General features: G+C 68.1%; 22 protein-coding genes. 13 read left to right on the forward strand and 9 right to left on the reverse strand.

What is annotated here, in order from left to right:
• The first annotated feature begins 8 nt into the window (after positions 1-8).
• A complete protein-coding gene (locus E0H92_RS32380; RefSeq protein WP_165550130.1) occupies positions 9-554 on the forward strand; it encodes a GrpB family protein in 546 nt (181 codons plus the stop codon).
• Here the strand turns inward: E0H92_RS32380 and E0H92_RS32385 are convergent.
• Positions 536-1,279, reverse strand: coding sequence for a metallophosphoesterase (locus tag E0H92_RS32385; RefSeq protein ID WP_131498927.1), 744 nt, complete (start codon positions 1,277-1,279; stop codon positions 536-538). The genes E0H92_RS32380 and E0H92_RS32385 overlap by 19 nt on opposite strands.
• 10 nt (positions 1,280-1,289) lie before the next feature.
• Positions 1,290-2,795 (reverse strand): PstS family phosphate ABC transporter substrate-binding protein, encoded by a 1,506-nt coding sequence (locus E0H92_RS32390; RefSeq protein ID WP_131498928.1) that lies wholly within the window; start codon positions 2,793-2,795, stop codon positions 1,290-1,292.
• 121 nt (positions 2,796-2,916) lie between these two features.
• Between E0H92_RS32390 and E0H92_RS32395 the strand changes: the two genes are divergently transcribed.
• From E0H92_RS32395 to E0H92_RS32425, 7 genes are all read left to right on the forward strand, one after another.
• On the forward strand, positions 2,917-4,275 hold the full coding sequence (locus tag E0H92_RS32395) for a dihydrolipoyl dehydrogenase family protein (protein ID WP_131498929.1): 1,359 nt from the start codon (positions 2,917-2,919) through the stop codon (positions 4,273-4,275).
• A 45-nt stretch (positions 4,276-4,320) separates the two neighbouring features.
• A complete protein-coding gene (locus tag E0H92_RS32400; RefSeq protein WP_131498930.1) occupies positions 4,321-5,340 on the forward strand; it encodes an energy-coupling factor ABC transporter permease in 1,020 nt (339 codons plus the stop codon).
• Complete coding sequence (gene cbiQ, locus E0H92_RS32405; protein ID WP_131498931.1) at positions 5,337-6,095, forward strand: cobalt ECF transporter T component CbiQ; 759 nt, start codon at positions 5,337-5,339, stop codon at positions 6,093-6,095. Before E0H92_RS32400 ends, cbiQ begins: the two co-directional genes overlap by 4 nt.
• Positions 6,092-6,865, forward strand: a complete 774-nt coding sequence (locus E0H92_RS32410) for an energy-coupling factor ABC transporter ATP-binding protein (protein ID WP_131498932.1) — start codon at positions 6,092-6,094, stop codon at positions 6,863-6,865. The genes cbiQ and E0H92_RS32410 overlap by 4 nt, the downstream gene beginning before the upstream one ends.
• Complete coding sequence (locus E0H92_RS32415) at positions 6,862-7,896, forward strand: mandelate racemase/muconate lactonizing enzyme family protein (protein WP_131498933.1); 1,035 nt, start codon at positions 6,862-6,864, stop codon at positions 7,894-7,896. Before E0H92_RS32410 ends, E0H92_RS32415 begins: the two co-directional genes overlap by 4 nt.
• A 122-nt stretch (positions 7,897-8,018) precedes the next feature.
• Positions 8,019-8,804 (forward strand): SGNH/GDSL hydrolase family protein, encoded by a 786-nt coding sequence (locus tag E0H92_RS32420; RefSeq protein WP_131498934.1) that lies wholly within the window; start codon positions 8,019-8,021, stop codon positions 8,802-8,804.
• 174 nt (positions 8,805-8,978) lie between these two features.
• Positions 8,979-9,968, forward strand: a complete 990-nt coding sequence (locus tag E0H92_RS32425) for a winged helix DNA-binding domain-containing protein (RefSeq protein ID WP_131498935.1) — start codon at positions 8,979-8,981, stop codon at positions 9,966-9,968.
• Here the strand turns inward: E0H92_RS32425 and E0H92_RS32430 are convergent.
• Entirely contained in the window at positions 9,957-12,218 is a 2,262-nt protein-coding gene (locus E0H92_RS32430) for an ATP-binding cassette domain-containing protein (RefSeq protein WP_131461527.1), read from the reverse strand. The genes E0H92_RS32425 and E0H92_RS32430 overlap by 12 nt on opposite strands.
• 73 nt (positions 12,219-12,291) lie before the next feature.
• Positions 12,292-12,792: a MarR family winged helix-turn-helix transcriptional regulator gene (locus E0H92_RS32435; RefSeq protein ID WP_238173692.1), complete on the reverse strand. Its 501-nt coding sequence runs from the start codon at positions 12,790-12,792 to the stop codon at positions 12,292-12,294.
• 47 nt (positions 12,793-12,839) lie between these two features.
• Between E0H92_RS32435 and E0H92_RS32440 the strand changes: the two genes are divergently transcribed.
• The 5 genes from E0H92_RS32440 (at position 12,840) to E0H92_RS32460 (ending at position 17,857) form a co-directional block, all read left to right on the forward strand.
• Complete coding sequence (locus E0H92_RS32440; RefSeq protein ID WP_202873942.1) at positions 12,840-13,547, forward strand: SDR family NAD(P)-dependent oxidoreductase; 708 nt, start codon at positions 12,840-12,842, stop codon at positions 13,545-13,547.
• Between the two features lie 44 nt (positions 13,548-13,591).
• Entirely contained in the window at positions 13,592-14,641 is a 1,050-nt protein-coding gene (locus E0H92_RS32445) for a LacI family DNA-binding transcriptional regulator (protein ID WP_131461529.1), read from the forward strand.
• Positions 14,642-14,730: 89 nt separating this feature from the next.
• Positions 14,731-16,017, forward strand: coding sequence for an extracellular solute-binding protein (locus E0H92_RS32450; protein ID WP_202873943.1), 1,287 nt, complete (start codon positions 14,731-14,733; stop codon positions 16,015-16,017).
• Between the two features lie 14 nt (positions 16,018-16,031).
• Entirely contained in the window at positions 16,032-16,967 is a 936-nt protein-coding gene (locus tag E0H92_RS32455) for a carbohydrate ABC transporter permease (RefSeq protein WP_131461530.1), read from the forward strand.
• 74 nt (positions 16,968-17,041) lie between these two features.
• Entirely contained in the window at positions 17,042-17,857 is an 816-nt protein-coding gene (locus E0H92_RS32460) for a carbohydrate ABC transporter permease (protein ID WP_238151498.1), read from the forward strand.
• A gap of 514 nt (positions 17,858-18,371) precedes the next feature.
• Here E0H92_RS32460 and E0H92_RS32465 read toward each other — a convergent pair.
• The 5 genes from E0H92_RS32465 to E0H92_RS32485 form a co-directional block, all read right to left on the reverse strand.
• Positions 18,372-18,722: a YciI family protein gene (locus E0H92_RS32465; protein ID WP_131461531.1), complete on the reverse strand. Its 351-nt coding sequence runs from the start codon at positions 18,720-18,722 to the stop codon at positions 18,372-18,374.
• A gap of 107 nt (positions 18,723-18,829) precedes the next feature.
• Positions 18,830-19,285 carry a carboxymuconolactone decarboxylase family protein gene (locus tag E0H92_RS32470; protein WP_131498938.1) on the reverse strand — a complete coding sequence of 152 codons (456 nt, stop codon included), beginning with the start codon at positions 19,283-19,285 and terminating at the stop codon, positions 18,830-18,832.
• 30 nt (positions 19,286-19,315) lie between these two features.
• A complete protein-coding gene (locus E0H92_RS32475) occupies positions 19,316-20,089 on the reverse strand; it encodes a sugar phosphate isomerase/epimerase family protein (RefSeq protein ID WP_202873944.1) in 774 nt (257 codons plus the stop codon).
• Entirely contained in the window at positions 20,089-20,913 is an 825-nt protein-coding gene (locus E0H92_RS32480; RefSeq protein ID WP_131461534.1) for a carbohydrate ABC transporter permease, read from the reverse strand. The genes E0H92_RS32475 and E0H92_RS32480 overlap by 1 nt, the downstream gene beginning before the upstream one ends.
• Positions 20,903-21,850 (reverse strand): carbohydrate ABC transporter permease, encoded by a 948-nt coding sequence (locus tag E0H92_RS32485; protein WP_131461535.1) that lies wholly within the window; start codon positions 21,848-21,850, stop codon positions 20,903-20,905. The genes E0H92_RS32480 and E0H92_RS32485 overlap by 11 nt, the downstream gene beginning before the upstream one ends.
• Positions 21,851-21,852 lie beyond the last annotated feature (2 nt).

Here is a 21,852-nt window from a genome sequence, read left to right on the forward strand (position 1 = left end):
TTCTTGCTGTGGAAGATGCCCTCGCTGGTTCGGGACTCGGCCTGGCGCGCGGCGAAGTGCGTCTGGTCCCGAGTACTTCTTCCTGGCAGGCGGCGTACGAGCGGCTGGCACCGACGCTCCGGGCTGCGCTCGGCGACCTGGCGATTGCGGTGGAGCACATCGGCTCGACCGCCGTACCCGGCCTGCCCGCGAAACCAATCCTCGACATCGCGGTCGGCCTTGCACCGAACGCGGCTGAGGCCGCCGTCGTCGAAGCGCTGGAGGGGCTCGGCTTCATCTATCGAGGTGCTGCCGAGGATGACGACGGGCTCAATCTGATGTTCGGGTGGGAGGATGCGCCGCGGCGGCGGGTGGCCAATCTTCACGTGGTGGCTCACGGTGGGCGGCGGTGGCGGGAGTGGGTGGGGTTCCGCGATCGGCTGCGGGCGGATGATCAGGTGCGGGACGAGTACGCCGCGCTGAAGGCTGACCTGGCCCGCAGGTTTCCCGACGATCGCCAGGCGTACATCGCGGGTAAGGACGCCTTCGTTAACGGTCAGCGGGGGTATCTGTAGATGGTTTGGAGGGGTTCGTTGGGGGCGTGGGCGTGGAAGGCGAGGCCGGGGTGGGCCTGGGGGTCTACTACCGAGTCGGTGGTGGGTTCGAAGGGGAGGGGGACGGTGGAGCGGATGCCGGGGGCTCCTAGGACGGGGTGGCCGGCGAAGTTCGTGACGATGGCGTTGTGGACGTGGCCGGTGAGGATGGCCGTGATGGGTTTGCCGGTGAGGACCTGGGCCAGCGGTTCGCGGTCCTCGAGTTTCCACTGGTCCATGACGGGGTGGTGCAGGTCGAGTGGCGGGTGATGCATCGCGACGAACACCGGCCCGTCGAACGGCTCCCGCAGTACGCCGTCGAGCCAGGCCAGCGACTCCGCCGACAGCAGACCGTGGTCCGCGCCGGGAACGGTGGTGTCGACGAGCACGAAGCGCGCGGCGCCGACCTCATGCACCTGGTGCACCGGGTGCGCATCACCGTCCGACGTCACGAAGGAGTCGAGCCCGGCCCGCAGCGGCGTACTGACGTCGTGGTTGCCGGGAAGCACGAGCACCGGTACGTCGAAGGACAGTTCGCCGGCGAGCTCGTCGTACTCGGCCGGCAGCCCGTGGTCGGCGAGATCGCCGCTGACCAGGACGACGTCGACCGACGACTCACGCACGTACGACGTGATCTTCCGGAGCCGCGACCGCGCCTCCTCGGAGCCGTCGAGATGCGGGTCACTGAGGTGCGCGATCACGTACATGTTCAGCACATTAGCCGCAGAACCCCGGTGGCAGCTCACCGCACGGCACGAGCCCGCCGCGCTCCAGCACGGGCCGCGCCTGCGTCGAGCGCATGTAGTCGAGAAATGCAGCGGTCAGCGACTTCGCGTCCGGCGCCTGGTACGTGTACGCGTGCTCGACCTCCCAGAACTTGTACGACCGGTCCGCCACCTTCGACGTGTCCGGTACGACGTTGTCGATCGTGACCGCGGCGAGTTCCGGGAACTTCCGTGCCGTACCGAGTTCGGCGTACCCGATCGCACCGTCGATGTCGTTCACCCGGGCGAGCAGCTCGTCCGTCGTACCGACCTCGCACCGGTGGTACTTCGCCGCGGCCGCGTCGTCGTCGCGACGGCAGTCGTCGGAGGTGATCCCCAGCTCCTGGACGCCACCGAGCACCTTCTCCCGGAACACCCGCCGCGAGCCGGAGTCGGGGCCGACCCGGCTGACCATCCGGATCGGCAGGTTCTCACCACCGAGCTGGTTCCAGTTGGTGACCTTGCCGGTGTAGATGTCGCGGAGTTCGGCCGCGGTCAGTCCGGTGACGCCGGCCGAGCGGTTGACGACGACGGCGAACACGACGACCGCGACCGCCTCGCCGTTGAGGCTCGGCGAATCCTGCGCGGGCCCGTCCGACATCGCGATCACCTTGCTCGCCGCGACCGGGTCCTTCGCCCCGAGGTTGGCGAGGTCCTGGACGCCGCGGAGGCTGCCGTTGGACGCGATCACGATGTCTGCCTGTGAGCACTCGCTCGCGTACGCGCTGCGCAGCTCGGTCATCGTCGGCTCCACCGCCGTCGACCCGCTGACCCGGAGCTGCCCCGACGAGCAGTTGTCCGGCGGCTGCAGGACATCGACGAGGAAGAACGCGACGAACGCGCCGACGAGCACCAGCGTCGTCGCGCCGAAGATGAGGGTCCGGCGACCCGGTCCGCGCGGCCGCGGCTCGTGGTAGACACCGCCGTTCGCCCCGCCGGCCAGGTAGCCGGAGTGCGTGACGTCCTTGCCCTTCCCGGACAGCACGAGCAGGAACTTGAAGTGGTCGCCGCGGTTGATCGCGAGTTTCGGCACCGTGATCGTGTCGGTGTCGACGTACTCGGCCGGCTTCAGGTCCTTCTCGATCAGGTCGCCGAGTTTGGGCGGATGCGACTCGACCACCTTCATCCGGACGATCTTGCGGCCCGGGAAGCTGAACTCGACCTCGCCCTGCATGTCGCGGGCGTCGATGTCGGTGCCGGCGTTGTCCACGCGGAGCAGCACGATGCTCGGCTCCTGGACCGCCTGGCCCTGGTGTACCACCTCGATGTCGACCATCTCGCGGGCGCGCTTCTGGCTCGGGTGGACGCCGATCTGCGCGTCCACCTGGACCCGGTACACGAGCCGTTTGCGGCGCCACAGGTACCGGTCGAGCAGCCACACGATCGACGTACCGAGGAGCGAGACGAGGGCGATGACGGTGCCGAGATCGATGGTGCCGAGCTCAGAGAAATCGAACAACTTTGTCCTCACTTCTACGAGAACGGAACGCTAGTGGCCGGTGGTGAACGGCTGCTTACGGTGCGATGACGCGCCGGGTGGAGACTTGGCCGGTCCGTGCTGCTCTGGGAGATTGGGCGGCATGGCTGAACAGGTGGATGTCGTCGTGGTGGGGCTCGGGGTCGGCGGGGAGGAGACGGCTGGGAGGCTGGCGCAGGCCGGGCTGCGCGTGGTCGGGATCGAATCCCGCCTGGTCGGCGGTGAGTGCCCGTACTACGGGTGCATCCCGAGCAAGATGATGATTCGCGCCGCGAACCTGATCGCGGAGACCCGTCGCGTCGACGGCATCGCCGGTACGGCGACCGTGCAGCCGGACTGGGCGCCGGTCGCGAAGCGGATCCGCGAGGAGGCGACCGACACCTGGAACGACCAGGTCGCCGTCGACCGCCTGGTGAACAAGGGCGCCACCGTCATCAAGGACGTCGCCACCATCACCGGCCCGAACACAGTCCGCGCCGGTGATACCGAGTACGAGGCGGCCCGCGGCATCGTGATCGCCACCGGGACGGTCCCGTCGGTGCCGCCGATCGACGGGCTGGCCGGTACGCCGTATTGGACGAACCGTGAGGCGATCGAGGCCGAGACGCTGCCCGCGTCCCTGGTGGTGCTGGGCGGCGGCGCGATCGGTATGGAGCTGGCGCAGGTGTTCGCGCGCTTCGGCGTCCAGGTCACCGTGGTCGAGGGTGCTCCTGAGGTGCTGTCGATGGAGGAGCCGGAGTCGGGCGAGCTCGCCCGTGAGGCGCTGGCGCGCGACGGCGTGACCTTCCGCCTCGGCGCGCACGCCCAGCAGGTCGGGTACGCCGACGGCACGTTCACCGTCACGCTCGCGGACGGGGCGACGGCGAGCGGCGAGAAGTTGCTGGTGGCAACCGGTCGGCGGGTCGCGACGGCGGAGCTCGGACTGGACAAGCTCGGTCTGGACCCGTCGGCGCGGCGGGTCGAGGTCGACGAGCACGTCCGCGCCGGCGACAAGGTCTGGGCGGTCGGCGACGTCACCGGGGTCGGTGCGTTCACCCACAACGCGATGTACCAGGCCGACATCGCGGTGCGCGACATCCTGCAGGAGGCGGATGCGCCGACCGCGAGCTACCACGCGATGCCGCGGGTCACGTTCACCGACCCGGAGATCGGGGCGGTCGGGCTGACCGAGAAGCAGGCCCGGGACGCGGGGCTGAACGTACGGACGGGGTCGACCCCGATTCCGGCCTCGACCCGCGGCTGGATCCACAAGGCCGGCAACGAGGGGTTCATCAAGGTCGTCATGGACGCCGACCGGGGCGTGCTGGTCGGGGCGACGAGCGCGGGCCCGACCGGCGGCGAGGTGCTCAGTGCGCTGGCGGTCGCGGTACACGCAGCGGTACCGGTGAGCACTCTGCGTCAGATGATCTACGCGTATCCGACGTTCCACCGCGCGATCGGTGAGGCTCTCCGGCCGTTGTAGGAGTTCCTTGTTGCGATCGGGTCGCAAGAAGATCAAGATATTCGCGTGCATGTTCCTGACGGCTTCTTCAACGCGCCCACCTCAGTCGCCACCGGCCTGATCGCGGCCGGGGCGGTCGGCTTCAGCCTGCAGCGGGCGAACCGTGAGCTCCGCGAGACCGGTCCGGCGCTGGCCGGGCTGACCGCGGCATTCGTGTTCGCGGTGCAGATGGTGAACTTCCCGGTCGGCGCGGGGACCAGCGGTCACCTGCTCGGAGGTGCGCTCGCGGCGGCACTGGTGGGGCCGTGGACCGCGGTCCTGGTGATGTCGACGGTGCTGCTGGTGCAAGGGCTGTTGTTCGCCGACGGCGGGTTGACGGCGCTGGGTACGAACATCACGTTGATGGGCCTCATCACCGTGCTCGTCGGGTACTTCCTGACGCGGGCGCTGCTGAAGGTCCTGCCGCGCCGGGTGGGCAGCGTGGTCCCTGCGGCGACTGTCGGCGCGCTGGTGTCGGTGCCGGTCGCGGCCCTGGCCTTCACCGGGCTGTACTCGATCGGCGGCGCGGTCGACATCCCGCTCGGGAAACTCGCGACCGCGATGGTCGGCTGGCACATCCTGGTCGGCATCGGCGAGGCCGTGATCACCGCGGCGGTGCTGAGCGCGGTCGTCGCGACCCGGCCGGATCTCGTGTACGCCGCTCGGCACCTGCAGCAGGACCTGGTCCTGGTCGATGCCGACGGCAACACTTCGACGGTGTCCCCGGACCGGCCGATTGCCGCCAAGCCGGCCGGCCGCTCGCTCGGTGTCGGGATCGCAGTGACGCTGCTCGTCGCGGGCGGGCTGAGTCTGTTCGCGAGCGCGCACCCCGACGGGCTGGAGTTCGTCGGCGCCAAGCTCGGGTTCGAGGGCGCCGCGAAGAGCTCGGCCGTCGCGGGCAGTCCGCTGGCCGATTACGGCGTACACGGCATCGGCAACGCCCAGGTGTCCGGCGCGCTGGCCGGGATCATCGGCGTCCTGGTGACGATCGTCGTCGGCCTCGCGATCGCCAAACTCGCCTCGCTCCGGACCAACAAAGCATCATGAGCGGGGACGGGCTGCTCGTTGCGGTCGACAGTCCGGTGCATCGCGTCCCGGCGCAGGTGAAGCTTGTCGCGCTGTTCGTGTTCGTGCTCGCCGTCGTCTCCACCCCGGCCGCGATCTTCTGGGCGTTCGGGGTGTACGCCGTGATGCTCGTCGCGGCTGTTGCCGTGGCGAAGTTGCCGGCGACCGTGGTGTCGCGACGGCTCGCGGTCGAGACCCCGTTCATCGTGTTCGCGTTGCTGCTGCCGTTCGTCGCGACCGGCCCGCAGGTCGACGTACTCGGGCTGCAGCTGTCCCAGTCGGGCGTGCTCGGCGCCTGGAACGTGCTGGCGAAGGGCACGCTCGGGGTGATCGCCGCGATCCTGCTGTCGGCGACGACCGCGCCGCGCGACCTGCTGGCCGGGCTCGAACGGCTGCGACTGCCGTCGACCCTGGTGGCGATCCTCTCGTTCATGGTTCGGTACCTGAGCGTGGTGTCGGACGACCTGCACCGGATGCGGGTCGCTCGGGAGTCCCGTGGGTACACCGGCGGGAAGGTCGGTCATCTGAAGGCGGTCGCCGGGGGAGTCGGCGCCCTGTTCGTCCGCAGCTTCGAGCGTGGTGAGCGCGTCCATCTGGCGATGCGCTCGCGCGGCTACACCGGACGGATGCCGCTGCTGAGCGTCTCGGGCGCGACCCGCGCGCAGTGGCTGGAGGGTCTGGCGATCTCCCTGGCCGCGGTGGCGATCGCGGTCGCGGCTAGGGTGGTGAGCTTGTGAGCGGTCCTGCGATTCAGGTCGAGCGGTTGGTGTTCGCCTACCCCGATGGGCGGCAGGCGTTGTTCGGCGTCGACTTCACCGTCGAGCGCGGCGAGCGGGTCGCGCTGCTCGGTCCGAACGGCGCCGGCAAGACCACACTCGTGCTGCATCTCAACGGCATTCTCGGCTCGGTCGCCGGTGGCACCGGCAGCGGCCGGATCCAGATCGGCGGCACCGCCGTCCATCGCGAACACCTCACGGCGATCCGGCGCAAGGTCGGTCTGGTGTTCCAGGACCCCGACGACCAGCTGTTCATGCCGACGGTTCGCGACGACGTGGCGTTCGGGCCCGCGAACCTCGGGTTGCGCGGCGCGGAGCTCGACGACCGCGTCCACGCGGCGCTGGTCCAGGTCGGCATGCAGGACCACGCCGACCTCGCCCCGCACCACCTGTCGTTCGGTCAGCGCCGCCGGGTCGCGGTCGCCACGGTCCTCGCGATGCGTCCCGAAGTACTGGTCCTCGACGAGCCGTCGAGCAACCTCGATCCCGCGGCCCGCCGCGAGCTCGCCGACATCCTGGCCGGGCTCGACGTCACGCTGCTGATGATCACCCACGACCTGCCGTACGCGCTGCAGCTGTGCGAGCGGAGCCTGCTGATGGACGGCGGCCGGATCGTCGCCGACGGCAAGACCCGTGACCTGCTCGGCGACGCCGACCTGATGGCCGGGCACCGTCTCGAGCTGCCGTACGGTTTCGATCCACTGTCCGTCCCCGGTCCGGAGCGTGCATGAAGATCACCGCGGTCACCGTCGAGGTCACGTCGGAACCCAAGGCCCATCCGGTGCGCGACGCGATCCAGTTGCTCGACCGCAACGGCGTCACCACGGTCCGGATCGACACCGACGAAGGCGTGAGCGGCGAGAGTACGACGTACTTCGGTCGCGTCGAGAGCTCACCGGCCGTGCTCGCGAAGATCGTCACCGACCAGCTGGCGCCCGCGATCATCGGCGAGGACCCGACCGTCATCCGCGGGATCCGGCAGCAGTTGCAGACGCTCACCGACTACCAGGGGACGGCGGGACTGTCGTCGTACGGGATCTCGGCGATCGACCAGGCGCTGTGGGATCTGCTCGGCAAGTCGCTGGGCGTGCCGGTGTGGAAGCTGCTCGGTGCGCAGCGGACCGCGATCCCGTCGTACGCGATGGTCGGCTGGCTCGAGCTCGACGTCGCGGGTCTGGAGCGGGTGTCGGCGCAGGCGATGGAGCAGGGCTTCCGGGGCGTGAAGATGAAGGTCGGCGGCGGGCCGCTGACCGTGGACGTGCAGCGGATCACGGCGGTCCGGAACGTGATCGGGCCGGATGCGCCGCTGATGGTCGACGCGAACCAGGCGTTCGGGTATGCCGAGGCGTTGCGGCGTGGCCGGGTGTATGAGGAGCTGGACTGCCGGTGGTTCGAGGAGCCGTTGCCGGCCGGGGACACCGAGGGTCATGTGCGGCTGGCGGAGAAGCTGGATATCCCGATCGCGACGGGGGAGAACCGGTACGGGCAGGCGGCGTTCCGGGATCTGATCGCGCGCGGCGGTGTCGGCGTCGTACAGCCTGATCTGCGACGGGCCGGCGGGGTGACGGACTGCCTGGAGATCGGGCTGATGGCGGCCGGGTTCGGGGTGCCGTACGCGTCGCATGGCGGCGGTGCGCACATTCATGTGCTGGCGGCGCTGCCGAACACGATCTATGTGGAGAGCGGGCTGCTACCCGCGGGCGTGCAACTGGTGGACGGTTGCTATCCGCTACCGACGGGACCGGGTTTGTCCAGTTGGTGACGGTCACCTGGAATCCACGGTGAATTTGTTACCAGGATCTTGTTTGTTACTCGCTGGTCGGGGAAGGTGACGTTGAGTACTTCAGTCGCTACCTCCCGCTCAGGCAAAGGCGGTCCGCCCCCATGAAGTCATTCGCCAGTTTGCTCTCCGCCGCGGCCCTCGGCGCCGCGATGCTCCTCAGCCCGGGTGTCGCGCACGCAGCGGCGCCCAACTACGTCGCCCTCGGCGACTCGTACGCCTCCGGTGTCGGGACCCGCACCTACATCGAGAGCAGCGGGTCCTGCCAGCGCTCGACGAAGGCGTACGCCTACATCGACGCCGGCCGGATCGGCGCGAACCTCACGTTCGTGGCCTGCTCCGGCGCCCGGGTCGCCGACGTCACCGCGAACCAGCTGTCGTCGGTGACGAGCTCGACCAACATCGTCTCCGTCCAGGTCGGCGGCAACGACGCCGGGTTCTCGTCGGTGATCACCGAGTGCGCGAAGCCCTCGTGGCTCGGCGACTGCTCGAGTGCCGTCGCGAACGCCAACGCGATCATCAACAACGCCCTGCCCGGCCGGCTGAACAGCCTGTACTCGTCGATCCGCAGCCGCGCGTCGTCGGCGAAGGTCGTCGTGGTCGGGTACCCGCGGCTGTTCAACGGCACCGACTGCAACGCCGGCACGTTCTTCAGCCCGGACGAGATGACCAAGCTGAACGCGACCGCCAACCTGCTGAACTCGAAGCTCTCGGCATCGGCGAGCGCGGCCGGCTTCACGTTCGTGGACCCGACGTCGAAGTTCATCGGCCACGCGGTCTGCGGCAGCCCGGAATGGATCAACGGCCTGTCCAACCCGGTCAGCGAGTCCTACCACCCCAACGTCACCGGCCAAGCGGCATACGCCGACCTGGTCCAACCCACCCTCTGACCGAACCCCATTTCCCTGGCTGACCCACCAAATGGGGGGTTCCTGACCCGCGTTCCGGGTGAGGAACCCCCCCATTTCGTGGGTGGGCCAGGCAAATTGGTGGGTCAGCCAGGCAAATTTGGAGATGCGGACGGGGCTGGTTCGTGGTGTCATGCTGGGGTGGCGCGGAGGTCTGTGGACTGGTTACTGGCGGCCAGGATGCAGGCCAACTGCCTTGCGCGTCCGGTGAACGAGGCCGGCCCCGGAGGGGTGGCCGACGTCGTGCGCCGGACGGGGGGACTCCAGGCGCAGACGTGGCGAGGAGCGGCGTACGCCGTTCGCGCCCGATCGACCGCGACCACGCTCGCCGACGTCGCGACCGCCCAGGAAACCGACCGCTCCGTGATCCGCGGCTGGTTCATGCGCGGCACCCTCCAACTCGTCGCGGCCGAGGACGCCGGTCCGCTGCTCGGCCTGCTCGGCCCGAAACTGATCAAGGACACCGAACGCCGGTACGGCGAACTCGGCCTGCCGGACCGCGTCCGCGCCGAGGCCGCCGACGTACTCGAGAATCACCTGCTCGCGCACGGACAGAGCAATCGCGCCGAGCTGGCCGACGTACTGGTCCGCGCCGGGCTGATCGCGGAGCCGAAAGGCCAGGCGGTGTACGCGCTCATCCGGCACACCGGGCTGCTCGGACGCCTCTGTTACGGACCCGGGGAAACCTGGGTCGCCGTCCGCGACTGGTTGGGCAAGCCGCTGGTCCTCGAAGGCGATCCCGAGGACCTGGCTCGCCGCTATCTCACCGCGTACGGCCCGGCCACCGCACGCGACTTCGCCACCTGGTCGGGCCTGCCAGTCCCAGTCGCCCGCCGGGCCGTGGAGGCGGTGGCCACGACCTCCTTCGAGATCGAGACCACCGACTTCCATGCCGTCGACGATCTACCCGGTTGCCCCGACGTACGACTGCTCGGCGAATTCGACACCTACCTCCTCGGCTACCAGAACCGGCGCTTCGATCTGCCGGCTTCGATCTTCCCGGGCGGTGGCATGATGCGGCCCGCCGTCGTGCGAGCGGGCCGGCCTGTCGGCAGCTGGACGCATGCGACGCTCGAAGTAGAGCTGTTCGAGGCAGCTGAGGTGGCCGGCGAAGTCGCCGACATCAACCGTTTCTCAGGCCACTGACACGTACTCGCGGAGATGTTCGGCGGTGATCGTCGGGCTGCTCTCGACCAGGTCGGCGGGCGTCCCGGTGAAGACGACCTGACCACCGTCGTGGCCGGCTCCCGGGCCGATGTCGATGAGCCAGTCGGCGTGCGCCATCACCGCCTGGTGATGTTCGATGACGATGACCGTGTTGCCCTGGTCGACGAGGGTGTCGAGCATGCCGAGCAACTTGTCGACGTCGGCCAGATGCAGCCCGGTCGTCGGCTCGTCGAGGATGTAGATCGACCCGGTCCGGCCCATGTTGATGGCCAGCTTGAGCCGCTGACGTTCACCGCCGGACAGGGTCGTCAGCGGTTGCCCGAGCCCGATGTACCCGAGCCCGACCGTCGCCAGCCGGTCCAGGATCGTCCGCGACGTACCGGTCGTGAAGAACTCCCGCGCCTCGGCCACCGTCATCCGCAGTACTTCGCTGATGTTCTTGCCGCGCAACCGGTACCCGAGCACCTCGGCCGTGAACCGGGCGCCGTTGCAGTCCTCGCACACCGACGCGACCTCGGCCATCATCGCGAGGTCGGTGTACACCAGCCCGATGCCCTTGCAGGTCGGACACGCACCGACCGAGTTTGCGCTGAACAACCCCGGCTTCACCTTGTTCGCCTTGGCGAACGCCGCGCGAATGGGATCCAGCACCCCGGTGTACGTCGCCGGATTGCTCCGCTTCGACCCGCGGATCGGCTCCTGACCGGCGATGATCACGCCGTCCCGTCCCGCCAGCGAGCCGTGGATCAGCGAACTCTTCCCGGATCCCGCGACCCCGGTGACGACTGTGAGTACGCCGAGCGGAACGTCGACACTCACATCCCGCAGGTTGTGCAGCGTCGCATGCTCGATCGAGATCTTCCCGGTCGGCCGCCGTACGTCGTCCCGGACGGTCACCCGGTGATCGAGGTACTGCCCGGTGAGTGTCCCGGACGTCTTCAGACCGGCCACGTCGCCGGCGTAGCAGAGCCGCCCGCCGGACAGCCCCGCGCCGGGACCGAGGTCGACGACGTGGTCGGCGATACGGATCGTCTCCGGCTTGTGCTCGACGACCAGGACCGTGTTGCCCTTGTCCCGCAGTTGCAGGAGCAGGTCGTTCATCTGCTGGATGTCGTGCGGATGCAGTCCGACCGTCGGCTCGTCGAAGACGTAGGTGACATCGCTCAGGCTGGACCCGAGGTGCCGCACCAGCTTCACCCGCTGCGCCTCGCCGCCGGACAGCGTCGACGATTCGCGATCCAGGCTCAGGTACCCGAGGCCGATGGTCACGAACGACTCGAGCAGCTGCCGGAGCCCGTCCAGCATCGGCCCGACGCCCGAATGCTTGACCCCGGCAACGAACTCGGCGAGATCGCTGATCTGCATCGCCGAACACTCACCGATCGTCCGCCCGTCCACCGTCACACTCCGGGCCTCGGCGTTGAGTCGTACGCCGCCGCACTCGGGGCACGTCTCCTGGCGGATCGCGCGCTCGGCGAACGCCCGTGCCTGGCTCTGCATGGACTGCGGATCCTTGCTCAGGTACTGCCGTTTCAGCTTGGTGACGAGGCCCTCGAAGGTCAGATTGCTCTTCCCGACCCGGATCTTGATCGGCTCCTGGTACAGGAACTGCTGCCAGGTCTCGGCCGGGTAGTCCTTCAGCGGCAGGTCCGGGTCGAACAGACCTGACTGCGCCATGAGTTGCCAGTGCCAGGTGTCGACCGAGTACCCGGGCGCCTTGATCGGCCCCTGGTTGAGGGTCTTCTCCCGATCCACGAGCTCGTCGAGGTTGAACTCGGTGGTGCGCCCGAGGCCTTCGCACACCGGGCACATGCCTTCGGCCCGGTTGAAGCTGAACACCGACGGCGGTCCGGCGTACGGCGTACCGGCGCGGCTGAAGAGCACGCGGAGCATGGTGTGGGCGTCCGTCGCCGTACCGACGGTGGAGCGGGCGTTGGCGCCGATCCGTTCCTGGTCGACGATGATCGCGGCGGACAGGTTGCGCAGCGCGTCCACGTCCGGCCGGCCGAGGCTCGGCATGAAGTTCTGCACGAACGCGGTGTAGGTCTCGTTGATGAGCCGCTGGGACTCGGCGGCGATGGTGTCGAAGACGAGGGAGGACTTGCCGGAGCCGGAGACTCCGGTGAAGACGGTGAGCCGGCGTTTGGGGATGTCGAGCGAGACGCCGCTGAGGTTGTTCTCGCGGGCGCCGCGCACCTGGATGACGTCGTGACTGTCAGCAGGAAGCATCCTTCAATGGTCTCATTGAACCGCTCATGGGAACTTTGCTCCGCGGGCGCCTCCTGGCCATGGGCGAAAACCTTCAACGTCCTGGGGAAGGTTGGCGGGCCACCCGCGCGACCTCGTCGAGCAGATCCTGGAGCTGTCCCGCGAGCTGGGTGCGCGCGGTGGGGGACAGGGATGCGACCAGTTCGGACTCCCGTGTGAGGACCTGGTCGACGGTCCGCTCGATCAGGTCGTGGCCGGCCTCGGTGAGCGTGACGACGACCGCGCGGCTCCCGTCGCCGGCGGAGCGCCGGGTGACCAGGCCGCTGTCCTCGGCGCGGGCGACCCGCTGCGAGATCGCCCCGGCGGTGACGAGCGTACGGCGGGACAGTTCGCGCGTACTGAGCTCGTACGGCGTGCCCGCGCGGCGCAGCACGCTGAGCAGATCGAGGGTCGCGGGGTCGACGCCGGCGTCCGCCAGCACCCGGCGCCGGTCGTCGGCGAACAGCTTCGCCAGCCGCCAGAGGGGAGTGACGATCTCGGCGGCGGGGTATGGACTCGGGGCATCGAGCGGGTAGTTGTCGGCCACGGGACCCATGGTACGTTTAGACCTAAACATTTAGAGCTAAACGTGAGGTGTGGCCAGTGAGGACGATCGTTGTGACCGGAGGGGCGACGGGGATCGGGCGGGCGACCGCGGAGCGGTTCCGTGCCGACGGAGACGAGGTGGTGATCACCGGGCGGCGCGCCGACGTACTCGCGAAGACCGCCGCGGATCTCGGAGCCAGGGGAGTGGTGTGCGACGCGACCGACCCGGCCCAGGTCGAGCGGCTGCTGGACGAACTGCCCGAGTGCGTCGATGTCCTGGTCAACAATGCCGGCGGCAACACCGACTTCGGCCGGCCGGACGGCGATCTCGCGCAACTGAAGGCGAACTGGCTGGCGAACCTCGACGCCAACCTGATCAGCGCGGTCCTCACGACGACAGCCCTGGCGCCACGTCTCACCACCGCTGTCGTGCATCTCGGCTCGATCGCGGGCGCCCGCGGAGCCGGTTCGTACGGCGCCTCGAAGGCCGCGCTGGCGATGTGGAACGTCGACGCGGCGGCCGAGCTCGGGAGGCAGGGTGTGACCTCGAACGTCGTCGCACCGGGCTTCACCGCCGACACCGAGTTCTTCCAGGGCCGTCTGACCGGCGAGCGTCGCGAGACTTTGCTCCAGGCGACGCTGACCAAGCGCGAAGGGCACGTCGACGACATCGCCGGCACCATCCACTTCCTGGCCTCACCCGCCGGCCGCCACCTGACCGGTCAGGTCCTGCACGTGAACGGCGGCGCGCTCGTCACGCGGTAGTCCACGCTGCGTGACAACGTGTGCCAGGTGTGACAATGGGCGGCATGCGTCCGACCGTCAAAGATGTCGCCAAGCTCGCCGGGGTGTCGCCGAAGACGGTGTCGAACGTGATCAACGGCGTCGTCTTCGTACGGCCCGAGACCCGCGCCCGGGTGGAGAGCGCGCTCGCCGAGCTCGACTACGTGCCGAACATGAGCGCCCGCGGCCTGCGCAACGGCCGCTCCGGCATGATCGCACTGGCCCTGCCCGACCTGCTCCGGCCGTACTCCGCGGAGATCGTCCACCTGGTCGTCGAGCTCGCCCACGAGCGCGGCTGGGGTGTGCAGATCGAGCAGACCGCGGCCGAGCCCAAGCGCGAGTTCGAGCTGCTCTCGAAGGCCCGCGCGTACCTCGTGGACGGCCTGATCCTGAACCCGGTGAACCTCGACGACAGCGCCGTGATGACGGCCGGGCCGCTGCCGCCGCTCGTGCTGATCGGTGACGTCGACCAGGACGTGGTGAGCCAGGTCGCGATCGACAACGTCGCGGCCGCCCGGGACCTGACGAAGCACCTGCTGGCACAGGGCTGCCGCCGGATCGCGGCCGTCGGTACGCCGGAGATCCCGCGCGGCTCGAGCGGCGCGGGAGTCCTCGGCGGATCGGCCGAATCCCCGGGTACGGCGGCGTCGCGGCTGCGCACCGCGGGATATCGCCAGGCGCTCGAGGAGGCCGGCGTACCGAACGATCCGAGCCTCGAGATCAGCCTCGACCGGTGGCGGCCCGAGGGCGCCGCGACCGTGGTGGGGAAGTACCTGGCCGAGCACGAGTTGCCGGACGCGTTCTTCTGCTTCACCGACACGTTGGCCTCCGGCGCCTTGTCCGCGCTGTGGAGCGCAGGCATCGACGTCCCGAAGCAGACGCTGGTGGCCGGGTTCGACAACATCCTCGACAGTCAGTTCATGATCCCGCCGCTGACCACGATCGCCTTCGACCGGCGCGAGTTCGTCGCCGCGGCCCTCGACCTGCTGGCCGAGCGGATGGCGGACAAGGACGCGCCGCCACGCAGGGTGATGATCCCGCACCGCGTCGTGATGCGCGCCAGCACCACACGTTAACAAGCGGTTTCCCACAAAACTCAACATCAAAGTCTTGTGTGCGCTGTTCCAACGATGTAATCATTCGGTCGATCCGCGAAGGAGACCGTATGACTGAACATTTCTCCCGGCGCACGCTGCTGAAATCCGCAGCAGCGCTCGCCGGTGGTGGGTTGCTCGCCGGGTGCGCGCCCGGTGGGTCGGCAGCGAACCTGAACTACTGGCATCTCTTGACCGGTGGCGACGGGACGGTGATGGCAGGCCTGGTGGACGCCGTCAACGCCGCGAACCTCGGCTTTCGCACGACCCAGACGGTGCTCGCCTGGGGCCCGCCGTACTACACGAAGCTCGCGATGGCGTCGGCCGGCGGCCGCGCTCCGGATGTGGCGATCATGCACGCCTCCCGGATCGCCGGCTACGCGCCGGGCGGCCTGCTCGAGCCGTGGGATCTCGACCTGCTCGCCGAGGCCGGCCTGCGCAAGGAGGACTTCCCGGCCCGCGTCTGGGAGAAGTGCCAGTACGACGGGAAGCTGTACGCGATCGCGCTCGACACGCACCCGTTCGTGCTCTACTACAACACCGATCACGCCGAGAAGGCCGGTGTCACGGAGGCTCTGCACTCGCTGAAGAGCCCGGAGGAGTTCACCGAGGTCGCGACCAAGCTGCAGAAGGTCACCGGGAAGCACGGCCTGTCGTACGGGTACCTCGGCGACGGCGCGCAGATGTGGCGACTCTGGTACACGCTCTACAAGCAGACCGGCGCCGAGATGACGCTGGTGCCCGGGCAGAAGGCCCAGGTGGACAAGGACGTCGCGGTGAAGACGCTGACCTTCGTCCAGTCGTTGCTCAACGACACGATCGCCTCGCGCAGCGGCGACGGCGGTACGGCGACCAGCGAGTTCCTGCACGGCGAGAGCGGCATGTTCTTCGGCGGCGTGTGGGAGCTCCCGGTGCTGAAGGAAGCGAAGCTGCCCGTCGACGCGGTGCCGATCCCGACCATGTTCGGGACCCAGGCGGCGTACGCCGACTCGCACACGTTCGTGCTGCCGCGGCAGTCGAAGGTGTCGCCGGAGCGCCGCAAGCACGTGTACACGATGGTGGCCGAGTTGCTGAAGCGGTCGGTGAAGTGGGCCGGCGGCGGCCACATCCCGGCGTACCAGCCGGTCGCGACGAGCGCGGAGTACCAGGCGCTGAAGCCGCAGTCGAACTACGCGGGGATCCCGGCGTACGTGAACTACGACCCGGACGTGTGGTTCAGCGGCGCGGGCAGCGACTTCCAGAACTACTTCGCCGAGAACGTGCAGAACGTGTTCCTCGGCAGTGGTGATCCAGCGGCCGGGTTCGACGGGTTCGTCGACCGGCTGAACAAGCTGCTCGACCGTCCGCAGCCGGTGTGAGAGAGGAGGCACAGATGTCTACTGCAATCGACACTCCGCCCGCGACGGCGGAGGAGGTCACCGCTCGGGGCAAGGTTCGCGCGAAACGTGGCGAGACCCTGGCGGGTTGGGCGTTCGCGGCGCCGTTCGCCGTACTGTTCGTGCTCTTTCTCGTGGTGCCGGCGATCTACGGCCTGTACCTCAGCTTCACCGGCGAGACGCTGACCGGCGCGGGGAGCGGACTGGTCGGTTTCTCGAACTACGTGGACGCGTTGCGCGACCCGGACATGTGGAAGTCGCTCGGGAACACGGTGTGGTTCACGGTGCTGAGCACGATCCCGCTCATCGTCTTGTCGCTCGCGTTCGCACTGCTCGTGAACCTCGGCCTGCCGGGGCGCTGGCTGTGGCGGCTGTCGTTCTTCCTGCCGTACCTGCTCGCGTCCACCGTCGTGGTGATGTTCTGGAGCTGGATGTACAACCCGAAGCTCGGGCTCATCAACGGCGTCCTCGCGGAGTTCGGGATCGCGCCCGTCGCCTGGCTGCAGGATCCGAACGTGGCGATGATCTCGGTCGTGGTCACCACGCTGTGGTGGACGATCGGGTTCAACTTCCTGCTCTACCTCGCGGCGCTGCAGAACATCCCCGAGCAGCAGTTCGAGGCCGCGGCGCTCGACGGTGCGGGCAAGTGGCGGCAGCTGTTCTCGATCGTGATCCCGCAGCTGGCGCCGACCACGGCGCTGCTGGTCACGTTGCAGATCCTCGCGTCGCTGAAGGTGTTCGACCAGATCTACATGCTGACCAACGGCGGTCCGGCAGGGACGACGCGGTCGATCGTGCAGTACATCTACGAGTCCGGCTTCACCGGTTACCGGTTCGGCTACTCGTCGGCCATCTCGTACCTGTTCTTCGCGCTCATCGTCCTGGTGTCGCTGGCGCAGTACAAGCTGATCAACCGCAGGAGCGCCGCATGAGCACGTACACCTTGAGCCGTGGAATCAGCCGGGGTATCAAACAAACGCACAAGCCAGGCGAAAACCCTTGGAGTGTGTCCAGAATTGCCGCGCTGCTCGTGCTTGCGGTCCTGGCCGTGACGTGGCTGGTTCCGTTCGCCTGGGCGGTGCTGACGTCCCTGAAGAGCGAGGCGGACGCCGGTGCATCGCAGATCACACTGAGCCCGCCGGACGGTCTGAGCTTCGAGGCTTACCGCAAGGTGCTGTCGGCGGGCGACATCCCGTCGTGGGCGTGGAACAGCCTGATCACGTCGGTGGCGATCACGTTCGTCACGGTGGCCACGTCGGCGCTGGCCGGGTACGCGTTCTCGCGGGTGAACTTCAAGGGCAAGCGGCTGCTGTACGCCGCGATCATCGCGGCGATCATCATCCCGCCGCAGTTGCTGATCGTGCCGTTGTTCCGGCAGATGCTGGCGTTCAACCTGGTCGACACGTACTGGGGCATCATCCTGCCGCAGGCGTTCGCGCCCGCGATGGTGCTGATTCTCAAGCGTTTCTTCGACCAGATCCCGGTCGAGCTGGAGGACGCGGCGCGGGTCGACGGCGCCGGGCGGCTGCGGGTGTTCTGGTCCGTCGTGCTCCCGTTGTCGCGGCCGATCCTCGCCGCGGTGGCGATCTTCGTGTTCATCGGGGCGTGGAACAACTTCCTGTGGCCGTTCATCGTGACCACGGATGCGGACCTGATGACGTTGCCGGTCGGCCTGCAGACGGTGAAGAGCGCCTACGGGCTGCAGTACGCGCAGAACATGGCGTCCGCGATCCTGGCCGCGCTGCCGCTGGTCGTGGTGTTCCTGTTCTTCCAGCGCCAGATCATCAAGGGCATTGCTACCACTGGCTTCGGTGGTCAGTAAGAAGGCGCGGTAACAAGTGCTGGACAGGGATTCCGGCACTCGGGATTCCGGTCACCATCCCTTGAAAACGTCGTCACTCTCAGCGAGGGTTGCCTGATCTATCACTCGGGGAGAGTAACGATGAGAAGGGGGAAGTGTGTCAGCGATGAGTAGGCTCGCCGAGCAGTGCCGTGATGTGAGGAGTCACGGCAACGCGGGACTCGGGCGGGCTTCGATCCAACCGGCGGTGTGTACCGGCATCCACGAGGTGAACTCGTCGATTCCGTCGGTGCGGCCGCGACGCGTGGCGTTGCTCAGACTGAGCAACGGACTGACCACCACGCTACGACTCGGCGACGGTGAAACCGCGCCGGCGCCCGGCACTACCGTCTACGTCCGAGGTGGCCGGGGCATGGGTGATGAACCCGCCTCAGGTGGGGTCACCCTCGCGTCAGCGGTCTGAGTCAGTGACTCGCCGGTCTCAGGTGTCCAACGCCCAGCTGAGGCCGGCAAGTCCCTGGACAGTTCCTTCCGGTCAGCTCTCCTCCGGATCCGTGAACTCCCGGATCTCGATGGGGGAGTACGGCGCCTCGGGCAGTCGCCCGGCGATCTCGGTCGCGCGCTCCAGACTGCAGTCGACGACGTAGTAACCGGCGAGCACTTCCTTCGCCTCGGTGAACGGTCCGTCCGTCACCGTCGGTACGCCGTCCCGCACCCGGACCACGCGCGAGTTCGCGACGGTCAGCGGCCTGTCGTCGACATGCTCACCGCGTGTCTTCAGTTCGTCGATGAGCTTGCCGTGCTGTTCCATCACCTGGTCGATGCCCGCGGCGTGCAGGGTGTCCCAGGTCTCTTGATTCCCGTAGATCAGCAGCATGTATTTCATGGGCTTGCCTCCATTCACCGGGGACGTCGGAGCCCCGGACGCCTTCTCGACATCTGTGTCGAAATCGGCCCCACCCCACCGCCCCGGTCAGGGGCTCACGATAGTTGTCACCAGGTGGCGCCGGCCGGAGCGCGCACCGTCGTGTTGAGGCGGTTGAACAGGTTGGTGAGGCCGATCATCAGGATGATCGCCGACAGTTCCTTCTCGTCGAAGTGGTCGGCGGCGGCGTTCCAGATCTCGTCGGTGACCGAGGTCGGGTTGTCGGCCAGCCGGGTCGCGGCCTCGGTCATCTCGAGGGCCGCGCGCTCGGCGTCGGTGAACAGGTCGGAGTCCCGCCACGCGGCGACCTGGTGCAGCCGCTCGTCGGTCTCGCCGTTCTTCAGCGCCGACTTGACGCCGCCGAACACACACGGCGAGCAGCCGTTGATCTGGCTGGCCCGCAGATGCACGAGTTCGAGCGTCGGACCGTCGGTGCCGGACTGCCCGATCGCCTTGTAGATGTTCTGGATGCCCTTCGTGGCGTCGGGCAGAACCATTGCGGGGTTGGTCATCCGTGCTTGCATGATCGCTTCTCCATCAGGGTTTGGTTGCTTTCACTCCCTTGACGGATGCTGCGCGGCGGATGTGACAGCGAACCGCAGATCTCTTTCCAGCCGTTCCTCGACAGGCCCCGTGGAGTACTGCGCGGTGAGACAGATCGGGCCGCTCCACTGCAGTTGCCGCAACGCGGCGAACACGGCGGACCAATCGGACAGCCCTTCCTCGGCCTCGACGAAGTTCGTCTTCCAGGCGCCGTCCGTCCGGAGGTAGTGCACGTTCTTCAGGTTCACGATGCCCAGCCGGTCCGCGCCGAGTTCCAACGTCACGGCGGGATGGTCCCCGGCAAGCGCGTCGTGCGCGGCGTCCCACACGAGCTTGAACCGATCGGGCAGCCCGTCGAGCAACTGCAGTACGCCGAGCGTCGACGACACGTACCGCCCGTGATGCGGTTGCACCCCGACCTGTACGTCGTACCGCTCGCTGAGTACTGCGGCGCTCTCGAGCAGCTCACGGTTGCGCCGTACGGAGGCGGCGTACCCGTCGGGACCGAGGTCGGCCATGATCCGGATCATCGGGACGCCGGACTCCGCGCAGGCGGCGAAGACCTGCTCGGACAGGTCGCTCGCGACGCTGATCGGTTCGATGCCCTCGGCCCGTAACTGGGCGGTGAACTTCGGCAGCTCGGCCTCGGCGCTCGCCGGTGTCACGTACGCCGTGTCGCGCACCGGGACCTCGGCGCCGGCGAACCCGAGTCCGGAGATCAGCCGGCCGAGTTCGTCGCCGGGCAACCCGAGCCAGGGTTTGGTGAAGACGGACCACAAATACATCAACGACCTCCCAGGCCACTCATGGTGATGCCACGGACGAACCAGCGTTGGGTGAGGAAGAACAGGACGATCAGGGGCACGGTCGTGACGGTGGCGGCCATCAGCAGCAGGTTCCACTGGGTGCCGTTGGTGTCCTGGAACACCTGCAGGCCGACCGATGCGGTCCGGGTGGCGTCGCTGTTGGAGATCACCAACGGCCACAGCAGGTTGTTCCACTGCCCGATGAACTTGAACACCGCGAGCGTCGCGATGGCCGGCACCGCGAGCGGCACGATGACGCGGACGAACGCCTGCCACCGGTTGGCGCCGTCCAGCCGGGCGGCCTCCTCGTAGTCGCGCGGGATGCCGAGGAAGAACTGCCGGAGCAGGAACACGCCGATCGCGGTGAACGCGTGCGGCAGGATCATGCCTGGCCAGGTGTCGATCCCGTGCAGCTTCGCGACCAGCACGAACTGCGGGATCAGCGTCACCTGCGACGGGATCATCAGGGTCGCGAGGTAGATACCGAACAGCCAGCTCCGGCCGGGGAAGTTCAGCCGCGCGAACGCGTACGCCGCGAGCGCCGCGGTGACCGTTTCGAGCAGCGTCGTACCGGCGGCGAAGTAGATCGTGTTCAGCAGGTACTTGCCGAGCGGGACGAGCTCGAACGCGCGGGTCAGGTTCTCGGGATGCCAGCTGCTCGGCCAGAACGACGGCTTCGCGGCCATCGACTCGCCGTCGGACTGGAACGCGACAAGCACCATCATGACGACCGGTATCAGCGTCACGCCGGTGACGAGGAAGCAGGTGAAGAGCACGAGCTTCCGGCGGATTTCAGTTGTCATAGTGCACCAGCCTCCGCTGGAAGAGGAACTGGCCCGCGGTGATGATCACGATGAACGCGAACAGGACCAGCGACTGCGCGGCGGCGTACCCCTGGTCGTAGTTCTCGAAGCCGGTCCGGTAGATGTACATGACCAGCGTGGTGGTGCGGGTGCCCGGGCCGCCGTTCGTCATGATCAGCGCCTGGTCGAAGACCTGGAACGATCCGATCACCGACGTGACGATCACGAAGAACAGCGCGGGGGACAGCATCGGCAGCGTGATGTGCCGGAAGCTCTTCCACGGCGACGTCCCGTCCACCCGGCCCGCTTCGTACAGCTGCTGCGGGATCGCCTGGAGACCGGCGAGGAAGACGACCATACCGAAGCCGAAGCTCTTCCAGACGCTCATCAGGATCAGCGCGGGCATCGCCCAGGTGTCGGAAATGAGCCAGGCCGGGCCAGTGATGCCGAACCATCCGAGCACGGCGTTCACCAGGCCGTCGTGCGGGATGTAGAGCCAGATCCAGACGAACGCGACCGCGACCGTGATGGTTGCGTACGGCAACAGCAGCAGGCTGCGGAAGACGGCGATCCGCTTCAGGCCGGAGTTGAGCAGGAGCGCGAGCAGCAGGCTGACGAGGATGGTCAGCGGGACGCTCACGAGCGTGAAGTACGCCGTACTGCCGAGCGCCGACCAGAATGTCGGGTCGGGGCCGAGGCGGGCGAAGTTGTGCAGCCCGGCCCACGTGGGCGCGCTGAACAGGTTCCAGTTGAGCAGCGAGATGACGCCGGCGGCGAGGACCGGTCCGGCGGTGAAGATCAGGAAGCCGATCAGGCTGGGCAGGATGAAGAGCCAGGCGGTGAGCGCCTCCCGGCTGCGCCAGCGGGGTGGTGGGGCCTGTTTGGTCGGTGCCGGTGTGGTGATGGCGGGTGCGGTATCTGCCGTCGAAATGGCCATGG

This window comes from Kribbella speibonae, assembly GCF_004331375.1.
GTDB classification, from domain to species: domain Bacteria; phylum Actinomycetota; class Actinomycetes; order Propionibacteriales; family Kribbellaceae; genus Kribbella; species Kribbella sindirgiensis.